Raw genomic sequence first — 16542 nt, forward strand, 5'->3', positions numbered from 1 at the left:
AATAATTTTTTATTGTAAAACGATAAAATTTGTATTAAAATCAAAATCATAATAAATGAGTGAGGTGCTTTTGTTAAAAGGTAACAACCTTATTTTTAAAATTAGAGGAGGTATAACTATGAACATTAACAATTTGATTGTTAAAAATATGGATAACCCCCATGAGTTGGAGAAGATGTATAGAAAAGATCCGAAAGCTTTTAAAAAAGCATTCTCACAAGCATGGGACCAAAACCCTGATTCTCAAGTTCTAGGTGCTTGGTATGAAAGGTTGCATTTCAAGGAGAAAGTAAATAAAGAAAAAACATCTTTGTTTCAAAAAGGTTTCTTATTCATGGGCCTTTTAGCTATTCTGGCCGGCATAAGCACCAGGATCATTTTCCACTTTGTTGAGCAGGAAGCAATTGCTCCAATTAACTTGGCTTTTGGTGTAATTCCCTTTATTGCTGCTTATTTTGTTTACAATAATACTCCGAAAAAAAGTATTATTTATTCCCTTGCAGCGTTGTTCCTAATTTCCGGGTATTATCTTAATACGCTGCCAGTAAATTATAAAGACAGTACCATACTTGCGTATTTACATCTTCCTATATTTTTATGGGTCTTAGTAGGGCTTGCATTTACAGGAAATGAATATTCAAAAGGCAGTACAAGATTAGCCTATATTAAATTTAATTTAGAATATTGTCTTCTCTACGGGAGCATGGCAGTGAGCGGAATGATACTTGCGGTATTCACCATGCGTTTATTTAGCTTTGTTGACTTAGATATAGGAGAATTCTATTTTAGTAATGTTGTTTTATTTGGAGCAGCGGCTCTCGCTATTGTGACTGCATACTTAGTATCAATGAATCTTAAGCTTGCTAAAAATATTACACCATACATATCTAAAATTTTTAGTCCTCTCGTCCTGATCACGTTGCTTATCTATCTTATAACGGTAATTTGGATCGGGAAAAATCCATTCTTGGATCGCAATTTCCTAATGGCCTTCAACGGAATACTGCTTGGCGTATTGGCTGTTACTATATTTTCTATCGTTGAGAGTGACTCGGATGAGAAAAAGAACATTTCAGATTATATAAATTTTTCCTTAATTGTTCTGGCGCTTATTATTGACACTGTCGCATTGTCAGCCATAGTATTCAGACTTTCTTCTTACGGGATTACACCTAATAGACTTGCTGTTTTAGGTGTAAACATACTGGTCTGGGCAAATTTAATTTGGATTATGTTTTCCTATATGCGTTTCTTGCAAAATAAATCAGGACCAAAAGCTATCCAAGATGCCGTTACGAAGTATTTGCCAATATACGGACTTTGGGCAGCTTTCGTTATATTTACGTTTCCTATCATTTTTAATTAGAAAGGATCTGTTAATGTAACGAAAAGTTAATTCTCTATAACATATAAAATTTTTAGAGCCGATCAATTTATAATTGGTATTATTACGTTTGTAGTTTCGGTAATTTCATTTGTATTGATAAATAAGAAGTAAGTGTTGTATGTAATCTTTCCATAATAAAAAACGTCCCAAAATGGGACGTTTTTTATTATGCATATTGCCGTTTTTTCTTAATAAGCAACAAAACTTGTGACACACAAGCTAGTACCGGTAACTCAATCAATGGTCCAATAACGAGTGCAAGTGCGATAAGAGGCTCGTCTGGAAAAGCTGTTACAGCGATAGCGAGTGCAACAGGTGAGTTTCTTGCTAACGTTGTTAAGCTTAGACTTACTGTATCTTTGTAAGATAAATGCATGATGCGCCCGATAAATTGTCCTAGTAAGAAATTAATGATGAAGAACAATAGAACAGGAACGAGTAATAATAAAACGACATTCATATTTTGCAGTAAATATTTACCTTGTGATGCAAACATCGCTACTATTGCTAAACTTAAAAATACAATTTGAGCAGAGCTGAAAAACGGAATGAGTTTATTCTCGAGAGTTTCAGCTTTTTTCATTTTATTCATAATGAACTTTGTAGCGTGTGCAAGTATAAATGGTAAGGCGATTACGATAACAATACTTTCTACTAAAACAGAAATCGCTACAGTTTTCATGACACCAGCAAATAAAAATAAATAAATGGGAAGGAGCAGTACTTGCAAAATTAAATTTACAGGTAAAATTGCAGTAGAAAGTGCTACATTACCTTTCGCTATTTCAGTAAAGATTAAGTACCAATCTGTACATGGAGTAACCATTAACATTATAAATCCAACCCAAAGTGCTGGATGATCGGAAAGAAATAGTGCTCCTAACCCCCAAGCGAGTAAAGGTGTCCATAAGAAGTTAATAGTAAGACTTGTTCCAGCAAATTTTAAATTGTGAAATCCGTTTTTTATTTCTTTTAATGGGATGCTGAGGAATAATCCATATAGCATGAAAAATAAGAAGGGAACAATAAATTTGTCTGAATACATATGTATGAAATTAAATTGTCCGAGTACGATGCCGCATGTAACAGCAAAAAGAATAATAAAAGTTTGAATCTTTTCTATAGTGCTCATGAATAAATCCTTTCTAAATATGAATTTTCCTCTCTAATTTTATTATACAAGTAATAAAGTCGTATTTGGTGTTCAATTGTATTTTAGTAAATGTTTTTAATTTGAGATTTATTTTTTTATTAAAAGTTACTTGACTAAAGTAAGTGACTATATTACAATCACTTACATAAGGTAATTAAATAACAAAAAGTTTTTTGTATCTTTACTTAAGGTATCTATTGGAACTTTTTATTAGAATAAGAATTTTTGTGATGATGAATAATGAATATGATAAGAAAGTTTAGGTGAAAAAAATGGGATTATTTAGCTCGTTATTTGGTAAAAAAGAAGAAAATACAAAAGTAGAGGAGAATAAAACAATGTCAAAAGTATTATTTGTAAAAGCAAACGATCGTCCAGCGGAGCAAGCAGTTAGTTCAAAAATGTATGAAACATTTGTAAGTACTTATAAAGAAGCAAATCCAAATACAGAAATTACGGAATTAGATTTATTTGCATTAGATCTTCCTTATTACGGAAATATCGCGATTTCAGGTGGATATAAACGTAGCCAAGGCATGGAGTTAACTGCTGAAGAAGAGAAGGCAGTTGCTACAGTAGATCAATATTTAAATCAGTTTTTAGAAGCTGATAAGGTTGTATTTGCATTCCCATTATGGAACTTTACAGTACCAGCGCCATTAATCACATATATTTCATACTTATCTCAAGCTGGAAAAACGTTTAAATATACAGCAAATGGCCCAGAAGGTTTAGTTGGTGGTAAAAAAGTAGTTGTGTTAGGTGCTCGTGGTTCAGATTACTCTTCAGAGCAAATGGCTCCTATGGAAATGGCAGTTAATTACGTAACAACGGTACTTGGATTCTGGGGAATTACAAATCCAGAGACAGTTGTAATTGAAGGACACAATCAATATCCAGATCGTTCACAACAAATTGTTGAAGAAGGTCTAGAAAACGTTAAAAAAGTAGCAGCAAAATTTTAATTCATGATAGTAAATGGAAAAACCAACATGGATGACCATGTTGGTTTTTTAGTCTATTTTTCATGTTAAAAAATGTATATTTATAAAATAAAAGAAAAGTTCGAAAATAGTATTGCAAAATATTATATAGCAAATTATAATGAGTTCAAGAATAGTTGATAATTAAATTAAATATTCAGAAAATTCAATTAGTTAAAATTGGAAAATGAGATAAGGAAACTTGAATGGGGGTTATATTATGGCGAATAAAGTACCGTTTTCGTTCATAGTAGTTATTGGATTAATGTTATTTGCACTATTTTTTGGAGCGGGAAATTTAATTTTCCCAGCGATGCTTGGTCAATCAGCAGGAGAGAATGTATGGATTGCTAACGCTGGATTTTTAGTAACTGGTGTTGGATTACCATTACTAGGTGTGCTAGCATTTGGTTTTTCAGGTAAAGATGATTTGCAGTCGTTAGCTAGTCGTGCTCACCCAGTGTTTGGGATTGTGTTTACAACAGTTTTATACTTAGCGATTGGTCCGTTATTTGCAATACCGAGAACAGGAAATGTTTCTTATGAAATTGGTCTTAAACCGTTTATGCCAGAAGGAGTAGGTTCTACACCTTTAATTCTTTTCACAATTATATTCTTTAGTATCACTTGTTTTTTTTCGCTAAATCCCGCGAAAATTGTCGATATTGTTGGAAAAATCTTAACACCAATTAAGTTGACTTTCATCGGTATTTTAGTAATCGTTGCTTTTATACATCCGATTGGAGATATGCAAGCACCAGTGGAAGCTTATACATCACATGCATTCTTTAAAGGATTCCAAGAAGGATACTTAACGATGGATACGCTTGCATCATTCGTATTCGGGATTATCATTATCAATGCTATTAAAGAAAAAGGTGCGAAAACGAAAACACAAATTATGGTCGTTTGTGCAAAAGCGACAATTATTGCAGCATCTATTTTAGCAATTATCTATACAGCACTTTCTTATATGGGTGCTTCAAGTGTTGCAAAGCTTGGACATTTAGAGAACGGCGGAGAAGTATTAGCGAAAGTTTCTAACTACTATTTCGGATCATATGGCGGAGTATTATTAGGATTAATGATTACAGTAGCTTGTTTAACAACTAGTGTGGGACTTGTATCAGCATGTTCTTCATTCTTCCATAAGTTATTCCCAAATGTTCCTTACAAAGCAATTGCAATCACGCTATGTGTATTTAGTGCAATTGTTGCAAATGTAGGATTAACACAGTTAATCGCAGTTTCTGTTCCAGTATTAACAGCAATTTATCCACTAGCAATCGTATTGATTTTCTTAACATTCTTCCATTCATTATTCAAAGGAAGAGCTGAAGTTTATCAAGTGAGCTTAATCGTAACATTTATCATCAGCTTATTCGATGGATTAAGTGCAGCTGGAGTTAACATTGAAGTAGTAAGCCAAGTGTTCACTAAATTCCTTCCGATGCAGGAAGTAGGATTAGGCTGGATCTTCCCAGCGATTATCGGTGGATTTATCGGATATGGACTTAGCATTTTAAAAGTGAAAAACCAAGTTCAACCAGCAACTAGAGCGGATAAGAAAATAGGTTAAATAAAAAAGTTATAGAACTTGTTTCTATAGCTTTTTTTGTTACTATTAATAATGAGAAAAAATAAAGTAGTAGGGGAAATAAAATGAAAAAAACAATTGATCATATCGGAATCGCAGTTCGTGATATAGATAGTACGATACGTTTTTATGAACAGGTTCTATCAGGAGAATTAATAGATCGTTACGTAAGTGAGGCAACAGGTGTAGAAAGTGAAGTAGCCATTCTTGAAGTGGATGGAGATAGAATTGAATTACTTGCACCGACAAATAACACCACTTCACCAATTGCCCGATTTATAAAACAAAAAGGTAAAGGTGTACATCACGTTGCGTATCGTGTCGATGATTTAGAGGTGGCTCTAGAAGAGTTAAAAGAACAAGGTATTCGGACATTAGAGCATACACTACGCATTAATAAGCACGGTAGAAGGTTAATTTATCTTAACCCAGCGGATACTGAAGGAACGATTATCGAGTATTGTGATTATCCGGAAGAGAAATAGAAGAGGGATTTTTTTTTAAAGGTGTTACGTAATAACGTAATACCTTTTTATTTATGTATTTCACATTTTCTTCACAAATGATTCACGATAACTTTTCTTCTTTGATAACTTACATAAATATATTTTATGATATAATAACAATCGGCTTTAAAAATGTAAGTTGTATCTATGATAATAGTTACTATTATATTGGAAGTTTAGAGGTGGAAGAGAAATAAAGAGTTATACTTTCTAGAAGTTTATATTTAATCAGGTTAATATTTTGCCCAAGAATCAAACTCGGGAAGTAAAAATAATGAAAATATAGCGATGAGGAATAAAGAAGTGAAATGAGTGTGAAAGTAATGAAAAGGTTAGGGACATTGTTATTACTTGCATGTGTGCTTATCATATTGATACCGAAAAGTGCATCTGCTCATGCATACGTTGTGAAATCAAACCCTATTGAAAATGAAACATTGAAGAAAGCACCGTCTGTTGTGAAAATCGAGTTCGATGAGGACATACAAATCTCAAGTTTTAATACATTGTACGTGAGAGATACATCAGGTAAAAGGGTCGATTTAAAAGATGCTCATATTGATAAAAAAAATAAAAAGCTATTAGAAGCTGGATTGAAAGAGAATCTTAAAAATGGTCTCTACTCTATTCAGTGGAAAGCTATTTCAGCTGATGGACATCCCATTCAAGGAGTTATTCCATTCCGTATTGGATTAGCGGAAGCTGGAGCAGATGATATACAAGTAGAAGAGATGGGATATGTTCCGCAAATTGATATGATCATGGAACGTGGAATTTTATATACAAGTTTCTCACTATTTATAGGAGTGCTATTCTTTAATCTTATTATGTATAAAGGGAATGCAACCTCGGTTCGATCAAGGAGTAAGAACATAATATGGATTTCCTTATTAGGGATATTTACTAGCTTGTTATTCAATCTACCACTGCAAGCGAAAATAAATGCTGATGTTTCATGGCTAGAAGCATTCAATCCTTTACTATTAAAAGAAACGTTACAGCTTTCTGTTTTTAGTTATGTTTGGATTACTCAAATGGTTCTCATTAGTTCGCTTATAATCGTTACGTATTTTGCGATGAGGCGTGAGAAGCTATCGTCTTTTAAAGTATGGAGTATTCCAATAGTGCTGTTTATTGGAATACTTGTTATGAAAGCATTTAATAGTCACGCATATGGTTTAAAGTTTAAAGATATTGCTGTTGTTATGGATTTTTTACATTTATTCGCAGCTTCATTATGGATTGGTGGTTTATCGTCTATTATTCTTCTGTTACGTAAAGAGGATAACAAATGGAATATGTATTGGGATATGATTAAGCGTTTTTCACCGTGGGCAACATGCGCTGTCATTGTGATTTTAATAACAGGTCTTTTTAACAGTACATTTTTTATTCCAACAATCCACTCGTTATTTGATACGAAGTATGGATTAGCTTTACTAGCAAAGATACTTTTATTCGTTTTCATGGGGATATTGGGAATTATTCATTATGTGAAAGGGAAAATGAGAGCGGAGCAAGGATTAGGTGCTACGGTGAAAGTAGAGTTTATCATTGGAATTATCATTTTCGTCATCGTAGCTTTTATGACAAACGTACAAACACCACCGATGCCTCCTACTGGACCTTTTACAGAGAGTAAACAATTAGATAATGGATATGAAATGACGCTAAATGTAAGTCCTAATAGAGTAGGACAAAATATATTCCATATTACTTTAAAGGATGAGAACGGACAACCCGTTACTGATATGGAACAAATTATATTAACGACTCAATCGTTAGATATGAATATGGGAAAAGGATCATTTAAAGTTTCGGCAGTTTCACCGGGAGAATATGAAGCAGAAGGTATGTATATTAACATGACAGGAAACTGGAATATACAAGTACATGGATTAACGAAATCGCTTGATAGCTTCGATACGGATTATAAATTTATTGTAGGTGGCAGATAAAGTGAAACTTTAAGCAGCCCTCATCAATTGGGCTACCCGGCGAATAGCGGGATAAAGAGTAGGTATAGATAAAAAGGAGCTATTTGAAAATGGAACGTATAAAAAAATTAGGAACAACAATGATCGCAACAGCAATTACAATGGGAATGTTTTCGTTACCTGTTAGTGCGCACGTTACTGTGAAGCCAGCAACTTCTGACATCGGTTCTTGGGAGACTTACACGATAAAAGTACCAGTTGAAAAGAATATAGCAACAACAAAAGTTACACTGAAAATACCGTCTGGTGTGGAATTCCAACAGTATGAACCAGTGCCAGGGTGGAAAATGGAAGAGCAGAAAGATAATGCCGGAAAAGTGAAAACTGTAGTATGGGAAGCAATAGGAGAAGGGATTTTACCCGGTCAGTTCCAGCGATTTACTTTCGTCGCTAAAAATCCGGATAAAGAACAAAAAATAGCTTGGGATGCATATCAACAATATAAAGACGGAGAAATTGTTGAATGGACAGGCGATGAGAAAGCTGAAAAACCGCATTCACTTACTACAATTGCAAAAGGTACGTCATTAACAGGAGAACATGGTGAAGTATCTAATGTAGAAAAGAATGAAGGTACTAGTAATATGCAATTGATAGCAATTGTTTTATCTATTTTGGCAATTGTATCTTCGGTAGGTGCGTGTGTTTTTGTAGTGCGTCGTAAAAAATAAGATATGAGAAAGAGCCTACAAATAGTAGGCTCTTTCTCATATTTATTTCACTTCAACCTGCTGCCTTACAGCAAGTGTTTTCGGCTTTATATTTACAAAACAAATGCTCACAACAATAAATAATAGGCCAATAAATAAGCTCATTGTAATGGCTTCATGTAAGAAGATTGAACTTACAATAATAGCGATAAGGGGAATAAGGAATGTATAAGCCCCTACTTTACTCGCTTCACCAGCTCCAACGAGTGTGAAGTATGCAAGCCACCCCATTGCAATAACAAAGAATGAAATAAAGAGTAGTACACTAACAAATGGCATACTCCAAGCAATACTAGACCAACTTTCAAATTCTGAGCCAAATCCGATTAAACAAAGACCACCGATAAGAAGCTGAATTGTTACCATCCAAATGGCATTCACACGGTGACCAGTCTTCTTAATGAATACTGTGCCAAGTGCCCAGCCAATAGCGCATCCTAACGCGAGAAGGATTCCAATAACAGAAATATGTCCTGTTAAACTGCTTGAGCTAATAACACCTACACCAATAAATCCGAGAACAAGCCCGAAAATTTTCAAGCCGTACATTGATTCTTCAAGCCATATCCACGAGAAAATACCGAGTAAAACTGGTTGTAGAAATACAATGGCGGAAAATAACCCAGCAGGCATATATTGAAGACCAACAGTTTGTAACCCGTAAAATATAATGATGTTAAGTAAAGAAGAAATAACGTATAAATGCCACGTTTCTTTTAAATGTAATTCTTTATATTTGGGTAGAGCGAAAAGGAGTAAAATGAATCCTCCAATTAAAGTTCGAACGCCTGCAAATAAAACGGGTGGTGTATAATGCAGGGCAAACTTAGATAAAGGCCAATTGATTCCCCACATGAAAACGAGAAAGGTAAGGATTATGGCCGTCTTAGTTCGAGAAAGCTGTGTCACGGTAAGACCTCCTTGTTGTTATTCATTTCACTATGATATGATATCGAATGTAATAAATAAAATGAATCTTTTTTATAAGGAGTATAAGTGATTAGTTATGACTATTACACAACTGCAAGTATTAATAAAAACTATTGAGTTAGGTAGTTTTACGAAGGCTGCCAGGGTGTTAAATATGACGCAGCCAGCTGTAAGTCATGCAATTTCAAGTATTGAGTCAGAGTTAGGAGTTACGATTCTTATACGTGATAAACGACAAGGATTACTCGTTACGGATGTAGGAAACAGAATTCTTGTACATATTAGAGAGATTTTGAACGGTGTAGAGAAGATTGAACAAGAAGTTGCGATGGAGAAAGGACACGAAGTGGGGACGATTCGAATTGGGAGTTTTCCGAGTGCTTCTGCACATTTCTTACCGAAAATGATAAACCATTTTAAGGAGAAGTATCCGAGCTTAGAGGTCGTTCTTTGTGAAGGAACAATTAAAGAAGTTGAAGATTGGTTAATATCGAGGGTTGTTGATATAGGAATTGTTATTTTGCCTAATAAAGAGATGGAGATTGTCCCGTTAACGAAGGGAAAAATGGTTGCTATCTTAAGAGAGGATCATCCTCTTTGTAAGAAGGACTCTATTACAATTCGTGATTTGGAGAATGAACCGATCATATTATGTAAGGGCGGATACGAACCACCCATCATTGATATGTTTAAACAAGCCAACGTACCACTTCGGGCTGAGTATGTAATTTCTACCGTTACTACAGCTTTAAATATGATTCAAGAAGGATTAGGCATTGCAATATTAGCTGAATTATCTTTAACGAATTTACCACAGAATGTGCAAACGAGAGAATTGGAGCCGCAAGTATGGAGAGAAATTGCTTTAGCTGTTCCTTCATTAAAGGATTCTTCAATCGCTGTACAGCTATTTATTGAAGAATTTCAAGCGCTATTTGCAGAATAAAAAGGGGTGTCTCATATATCATAATGGGGCACTTTTTAATTTGCTTATAAAAAATCTATGAAAAGGATTGACTTATTTTTTAGTTGTAACTATAATGATTACATCGAGGTGGTGATTACGATGAAAATTAGTAGCCGCTTTTCCATAGCTGTTCATATTTTATCTATTTTGAAAAACAATCCATCTTCACTTTGTACTTCAGACTATATGGCTGAGAGTGTCAATACAAATCCAGTAGTCATTCGTAAAATCATGTCGTACTTGAAACAAGCTGGCTTTGTTTACGTAAATCGTGGACCGGGTGGCGCGGGATTACTAAAGGATTTACATGAAATCACATTGTTAGATGTGTATCATGCAGTGAACGTAGTCGAAGAAGACAAGCTATTTCATATTCACGAGCAACCGAATCCAGATTGTCCAATTGGGGCGAATATTCAAGCGGTGTTAGAAATTATTTTAATTCAAGCACAATCCGCGATGGAAGAAGTTTTGAGAAATATTACGATGGGGCAGTTGTTTGAAACTTTGCAAGAAAAAATGAATGCTTAAATAATATTTATATTTTTTTATCATTAATGTAACTGATTTGATTACAACGATAAGGTAAGGTGTAAAAGTTATGACTGTAAAAATGAAAGTATACTCAGATTTTATATGTCCGTTTTGTTTTTTAGCAAAAGGTCCATTAGATGAGGTAGCGAAAGAGAAAGATGTAGAGATTGAATGGATGCCATTTGAATTACGTCCAAGTCCATATTCAAAAATAGATCCATGGAATGAACCAGAAAAATTAGGTTCATGGGATGCTTTCATTCTTCCGACAGCGAAGAAGTTTGGAATTGATATGCGCTTGCCACGTGTTTCACCACATCCATATACACATTTAGCTTTTGAAGGATGTCAATTTGCGAAAGAACGTGGACTAGGTAATGAGTATCATCACCGCGTATTCACAGCATTTTTCCAAGAAGAGCAAAACATTGAAGATATTGATGTGTTAACAAAATTAGCAGTAGAAGTAGGACTTCCTGAGGCGGAATTTAAAGATGCTTTAGTAACTCGTAAATATAAAGAAAAGCATCAAGAAGCAATTCAACACGCATATGATGAAGCGAATATTATGGCTGTTCCAACTGTCATGATTGGAGATGAAGTCATTCAAGGGCTTGCTAGTAAAGAAACACTAGAAAGGGTCATTGATAAAGAAATTGAAAAGGATAAAACAAATTCATTTGAAGGTATGCAATGTAATACCGATGGATATTGCTAATTCGCTTGTTATGAAATAACAAAATAAATTATAAAACAAACATTTGGAGGAATTAAAATGTCAGCAACTACAACAAACTTAAAAGAAGCAATCGTGAACCGCCGTTCAATTCGTAAAGTAACAAAAAACGATGCAATTACGAAAGAAAGAATTGAAGAAGTGTTAAAAACAGCTTTACACGCACCAACATCTTTCAATATGCAAAGTGGTCGTATGGTTGTATTAATGGATGGAGAGCATGAAAAGTTTTGGGATATCGTTAAAGAAACACTAAGAGCACGCGTACCAGCAGAAAACTTTGAAGCGACTGTAGAAAGACTAAAAGGCTTCCATGCAGGTGTAGGAACAGTTCTATTCTTTGAAGATCAAGCAACTGTAGAAAAAATGCAAGAAAATGCCCCATTATACAAAGATCAGTTCCCATTCTGGTCTCATCAAGGAAATGCGATGTTACAACATACTGTGTGGATGCTATTATCTGCTGAAGGAATTGGGGCGTCATTACAACATTACAACCCAATCGTAGATGCTGAAGTGAAAGAAACTTGGAACATTCCGGCAGAGTGGAGCTTAGTAGGTCAAATGCCATTTGGTGAATCAAACGAACAACCAGCAGAAAGAACGTTCTTGCCTACTGAAGATGTAGTGAAGTTTTATTAAGAAATACAATATGTAACGAGAAGGAAGCTGTGCTTAAAAACAGCTTCCTTTTTTGTAGTGGTGTTAATTTATGCGCATTTAGGGAAGAAATATAAGAAATAATACGGTGAGAAGGGAATTAGAAAAATGAATGATGAGAAAAAATATACAGTGGTAGGTACTGATGTTGAGGAAGTAAAGCGTTTAAATAAAAATTCAGGGTTAACGTATAATCAAGTGAAAGAAATGTTAGCAAAGCAAATGCAAAAAAAGAAGTAATTAGATTGAAATCTTTCATTTTTTCATTTAGCATTTTGATTGGAGAGAGTTAAGTAAAAGGTAACTCTCTTTTTTGTATAGCTAAGCATCTTATAGAGTGGAGGAAGCAACATGAACAAATGGGTAAAGGTAACGCTGTCTATCACTGGAGGCATTGTCTTATTAGCGTCTGCCGGCGGATATTACGTGTATAAAAATTATTTTCCAAAGGAACCTGAGCGTATTGTATATGATAAAGAAAGAGTGCTACAACCGATACATAATCAGCTTAAAGGAATCAATATAGAAAATGTAAAGATAAAAGAAAGAGAAGTCGTAAATGCGACTGTAGATGAGCTTCAAAAAATGATTGATGATGGAAAGTTGTCATATGAAGAATTAACGAGTATTTATCTCTTTAGAATACAAGAACATGATCAAAATGGAATAACATTAAATTCTGTTACAGAGATAAATCCTAATGCGATGGAAGAAGCAAGAAAGTTAGATCAAGAGCGGGGTAGAAACAAAAATTCGAATTTATATGGTATTCCTGTCGTTGTAAAAGATAATGTACAGACGGAAAAAGTGATGCCGACTAGTGCAGGAACTTATGTATTAAAAGATTGGATTGCAGATCAAGACGCAACAATTGTGAAGCAGTTGAAAGAAGAAGGAGCATTTGTTTTAGGAAAAGCGAATATGTCTGAGTGGGCGAACTATTTATCTTTTACAATGCCAAGCGGGTATAGCGGGAAGAAAGGACAAAATTTAAACCCGTACGGTCCGATTACATTCGATACTTCAGGATCAAGTTCAGGATCTGCTACAGTAGTTGCAGCAGATTTTGCGCCGCTTGCAATTGGAACAGAAACGACGGGATCGATTGTTGCACCAGCGGCGCAGCAATCAGTAGTTGGGTTACGTCCATCTTTAGGTATGGTAAGTAGAACAGGAATTATTCCATTAGCTGAAACTCTTGATACAGCAGGACCTATGGCAAGAACAGTAAAAGATGTAGCAACGTTATTTAATGCAATGATAGGTTATGACGAAAAAGATGTTATGACAGAAAAAATGAAAGATAAAGAAAGAATTGATTATACAAAGGATTTATCAATAGATGGATTAAAAGGGAAAAAGATAGGGCTTCTTTTTTCTGTAGACCAACAAGATGAAAATAGAAAAGTAGTAGTAGAAAAAATTAGAAAAGACCTTCAAGATGCAGGTGCGATATTAACTGATAATATCCAGTTAAGTGCTGAGGGTGTAGATAATTTGCAAACATTAGAATATGAGTTCAAGCATAATGTAAACGACTATCTTTCACAGCAAAAGAATGTACCGGTAAAATCGTTAGAAGAGATTATAGCGTTTAATAAAAAGGATAGTAAAAGACGAATAAAATACGGACAAACATTAATTGAAGGGTCTGAAAAATCTCCTATAACGAAAGAAGAGTTTGAAAACGTAGTGCAAACGAGTCAAGAAAATGCAAGAAAAGAGCTAGATAGGTATTTAGTAGAAAAAGGTTTGGATGCTCTAGTTATGATTAATAACGATGAAGTCCTTCTATCAGCTGTAGCTGGTTATCCGGAATTAGCGGTTCCTGCTGGATATGATAAAAATGGAGAACCAATCGGTGTAGTGTTTGTAGGGAAACAGTTTGGTGAAAAAGAGCTTTTCAATATTGGATATGCGTATGAACAGCAGTCTAAAAATAGAAAATCACCTAGTTTATAAAAGATTATATGAAAAATAACTGCCACCGAAATTATGTTGGTGGATTCCAGTTAAACGAATCTAACAATATGAAAAGAAAAAAAGGATTCTTCTCAATTAGTAAGAAAGATTGTCTATAGGAGTTCATAAAATGTAATATATTCAATTTCCATCCATTGAAGGGGGAGGTTAATTCTTAATGAATGAAGTAAAGAGTTTTTTTCGAAGTAGAGGGTTTCAACGGTTTCTCGTTTTAATAATAGTAGCGCTTGTATTATACGCATTAAAAAGTATGATTAATTTAATATTAATTACGTTTATACTGACGTTTTTAATGGATCGATTTCAACGTTTTATTTCAAGAAAATTGAAAGTAAACCGGAAAATTGTTATTGCATGTTTATATATAATACTAGTTTCCTTTATAGGCACAACATTATATAAATATTTACCTGTGCTGACGATACAAATTTCACAATTAATTTATCAATTTAAACTGTTTTTTCAAAATCCACCTGATAATGAAATCGTTAAATATGCACTTTCGACAATTAATGGGATGGAAGTATCAAAATATATAGAACAAGGTGTAGACGTCATATATCAATCAATAGCAAATATAGGGAAGGTAAGTTTACAAATATTATTATCTCTAATTTTAAGCTTATTTTTCTTATTAGAAAAAGAGCGTATTATTACATTTACATCAAAGTTTAAAGATAGTAAGTTAAAAATCTTTTATGAAGAAATTGCATATTTTGGTGAAAGATTTGCAAGATCGTTCGGCAAAGTAATTGAGGCTCAGTTTTTAATTGCCGTTGTAAATTGTATTCTTACTGTCATTGCATTAATCGTTTTAGGATTTCCACAGCTACTTGTATTAGCTGTTATGATTTTCTTACTAGGGTTGATTCCTGTTGCAGGTGTGATTATTTCTTTGTTTCCACTTTGTATCATTGCTTACAACGTAGGCGGAGTTATGTACGTAGTATACATACTCGTATTCATAACAGTAATCCATGCTCTTGAAAGTTATTTTTTAAATCCGAAGTTTATGTCTGCAAAAACAAATTTACCAATATTCTACACATTTATGATTCTTATCTTCTCAGAGCATTTCCTTGGAATATGGGGGCTTATTATCGGGATACCAATCTTTATCTTTTTATTAGATGTACTTGATATAAATAATGAGGATGCGACTAAAAAATAAGAAATGATAGAAAATCACTAAAAAGTCATAGGAGATAATGAAAATAAAAAGCAATCCAAAATAAATTGGATTGCTTTTTATCTTAATTAAAGAACCGGAGCCATTGTTTCTTTCAATACTTGAACAGAGTGGTCGAATTTTAATTCTTCATCTTCACTTAATTCAACCTCTAAAATTTCACGAACACCGCCGCGATTTAAAACAGCAGGAACCCCGATATAAACATCTTTTTGACCGTATTGACCTTCTAAGTAAGCTGATACAGTTAATACACTATTTTCGTCGTTTAAAATTGCTTTTGTAACACGTAGAAGTGACATACCGATACCATAATAAGTTGCGCCTTTACGCTCAATAATATGGTAAGCTGCATCACGGACGTTTATGAAAATTTTGTCTAAATCTTCTTGATTATACGTGTTGTCTTTTTCAAGCAGTGTTTGTAGTTTTTGGATACCAACGGAAACATGGCTCCAAACTGGAAGTTCAGTATCGCCGTGTTCTCCGATAATATAAGCGTGAATGTTGTGTGGACCAATATCGAAGTACTCACCTAACATATAGCGGAAACGAGCAGAATCAAGCGTTGTACCAGAACCGATTACACGTTCTTTCGGTAAACCAGATTCTTTCCAAGTTACGTAAGTTAAAATATCTACAGGGTTTGTTGCGATTAAGAAGATGCCATCAAATCCGCTATCCATAATACTGCGAACGATTTGTTTGAAGATTTTAGCGTTTTTCTCAACTAAATCTAAACGTGTTTCGCCTGGTTTTTGTGGTAATCCAGCTGTAATAACTACAAGGTCAGCATCTTTACAATCTTCGTAGCTGCCTTTCCATACTCTAGTTGGAGCTGGTGCGAATGGAACAGCATGACTTAAGTCCATTGCTTCCCCTTCAGCTTTTGCCTCATTTACATCGACTAAAACAAATTCTTCAGCTACAGCCTGGTTAATCATGCAGTAAGCATAACTACATCCAACTGCTCCTGTTCCTACTAATACAACACGGTTAATACCTTTTTTCATTCCAAAATTCCTCGCAATTTCATTGATTTTATTATGTAAGATAATACGTCTTACTTCTATAGAGTCATATCTAGTTTATTACATTTTATAAAAGATATTCAAGTATTTGAAAATGTATCCGTGCAAATCCGCGAACAAAACATAGGAATTCAGTGAACCGAATATAATTCAGTAAAATCCTTTGTAAAAGGGGAAAT

Annotated in this window: 16 protein-coding genes; 13 read left to right on the top strand and 3 right to left on the bottom strand. The window is 34.2% G+C overall.

From position 1 onward, the window contains the following. Positions 1–118 precede the first annotated feature (118 nt). Complete coding sequence (locus tag ACS2QP_RS03915; protein ID WP_078421605.1) at positions 119–1366, top strand: DUF4153 domain-containing protein; 1248 nt, start codon at positions 119–121, stop codon at positions 1364–1366. 187 nt (positions 1367–1553) lie between these two features. On the opposite strand, the gene ACS2QP_RS03920 is transcribed toward ACS2QP_RS03915, so the two are convergent. Then, on the bottom strand, positions 1554–2519 hold the full coding sequence (locus ACS2QP_RS03920; protein ID WP_078421606.1) for an arsenic resistance protein: 966 nt from the start codon (positions 2517–2519) through the stop codon (positions 1554–1556). A gap of 293 nt (positions 2520–2812) precedes the next feature. Here ACS2QP_RS03920 and ACS2QP_RS03925 point away from each other — a divergent pair, with 293 nt between their 5' ends. The 5 genes from ACS2QP_RS03925 to ACS2QP_RS03945 all read left to right on the top strand — a co-directional run bounded on the left by ACS2QP_RS03925 (position 2813) and on the right by ACS2QP_RS03945 (position 8294). Then, positions 2813–3505, top strand: a complete 693-nt coding sequence (locus ACS2QP_RS03925; protein WP_000522517.1) for an FMN-dependent NADH-azoreductase — start codon at positions 2813–2815, stop codon at positions 3503–3505. Between the two features lie 238 nt (positions 3506–3743). Beyond that, positions 3744–5102 (top strand): branched-chain amino acid transport system II carrier protein, encoded by a 1359-nt coding sequence (gene brnQ / locus ACS2QP_RS03930; protein ID WP_001284786.1) that lies wholly within the window; start codon positions 3744–3746, stop codon positions 5100–5102. Positions 5103–5185: 83 nt separating this feature from the next. Next, positions 5186–5605, top strand: a complete 420-nt coding sequence (locus tag ACS2QP_RS03935; protein WP_000750857.1) for a VOC family protein — start codon at positions 5186–5188, stop codon at positions 5603–5605. A 329-nt stretch (positions 5606–5934) separates the two neighbouring features. After that, positions 5935–7584, top strand: a complete 1650-nt coding sequence (locus tag ACS2QP_RS03940; protein WP_326235400.1) for a copper resistance CopC/CopD family protein — start codon at positions 5935–5937, stop codon at positions 7582–7584. Between the two features lie 89 nt (positions 7585–7673). Beyond that, complete coding sequence (locus ACS2QP_RS03945) at positions 7674–8294, top strand: YcnI family copper-binding membrane protein (RefSeq protein ID WP_000439685.1); 621 nt, start codon at positions 7674–7676, stop codon at positions 8292–8294. A 42-nt stretch (positions 8295–8336) separates the two neighbouring features. Here ACS2QP_RS03945 and ACS2QP_RS03950 read toward each other — a convergent pair whose 3' ends face one another. Further along, a complete protein-coding gene (locus ACS2QP_RS03950) occupies positions 8337–9242 on the bottom strand; it encodes a DMT family transporter (protein ID WP_000192812.1) in 906 nt (301 codons plus the stop codon). 97 nt (positions 9243–9339) lie between these two features. On the opposite strand from ACS2QP_RS03950, the gene ACS2QP_RS03955 reads away from it, so the two are divergent. The 7 genes from ACS2QP_RS03955 to ACS2QP_RS03985 all read left to right on the top strand — a co-directional run bounded on the left by ACS2QP_RS03955 (position 9340) and on the right by ACS2QP_RS03985 (position 15314). After that, positions 9340–10209 (top strand): LysR family transcriptional regulator, encoded by an 870-nt coding sequence (locus ACS2QP_RS03955; RefSeq protein ID WP_000156743.1) that lies wholly within the window; start codon positions 9340–9342, stop codon positions 10207–10209. A 120-nt stretch (positions 10210–10329) separates the two neighbouring features. Then, positions 10330–10761 carry an Rrf2 family transcriptional regulator gene (locus ACS2QP_RS03960; protein WP_000704073.1) on the top strand — a complete coding sequence of 144 codons (432 nt, stop codon included), beginning with the start codon at positions 10330–10332 and terminating at the stop codon, positions 10759–10761. A 70-nt stretch (positions 10762–10831) separates the two neighbouring features. Further along, positions 10832–11482: a DsbA family oxidoreductase gene (locus ACS2QP_RS03965; RefSeq protein ID WP_000216660.1), complete on the top strand. Its 651-nt coding sequence runs from the start codon at positions 10832–10834 to the stop codon at positions 11480–11482. Between the two features lie 57 nt (positions 11483–11539). Then, entirely contained in the window at positions 11540–12142 is a 603-nt protein-coding gene (locus ACS2QP_RS03970; protein ID WP_001277023.1) for a nitroreductase family protein, read from the top strand. Between the two features lie 126 nt (positions 12143–12268). After that, positions 12269–12400, top strand: a complete 132-nt coding sequence (locus ACS2QP_RS03975; RefSeq protein WP_000997344.1) for a hypothetical protein — start codon at positions 12269–12271, stop codon at positions 12398–12400. Positions 12401–12511: 111 nt separating this feature from the next. Next, positions 12512–14122, top strand: coding sequence for an amidase family protein (locus ACS2QP_RS03980; RefSeq protein ID WP_438882143.1), 1611 nt, complete (start codon positions 12512–12514; stop codon positions 14120–14122). A 178-nt stretch (positions 14123–14300) separates the two neighbouring features. Further along, entirely contained in the window at positions 14301–15314 is a 1014-nt protein-coding gene (locus ACS2QP_RS03985) for an AI-2E family transporter (RefSeq protein WP_001006597.1), read from the top strand. An 86-nt stretch (positions 15315–15400) separates the two neighbouring features. Here ACS2QP_RS03985 and ACS2QP_RS03990 read toward each other — a convergent pair whose 3' ends face one another. Beyond that, positions 15401–16345, bottom strand: coding sequence for an L-lactate dehydrogenase (locus tag ACS2QP_RS03990; RefSeq protein WP_000715321.1), 945 nt, complete (start codon positions 16343–16345; stop codon positions 15401–15403). Positions 16346–16542 lie beyond the last annotated feature (197 nt).

The organism is Bacillus cereus group sp. Bce019, assembly GCF_051781745.1.
Taxonomy (GTDB): domain Bacteria; phylum Bacillota; class Bacilli; order Bacillales; family Bacillaceae_G; genus Bacillus_A; species Bacillus_A cereus.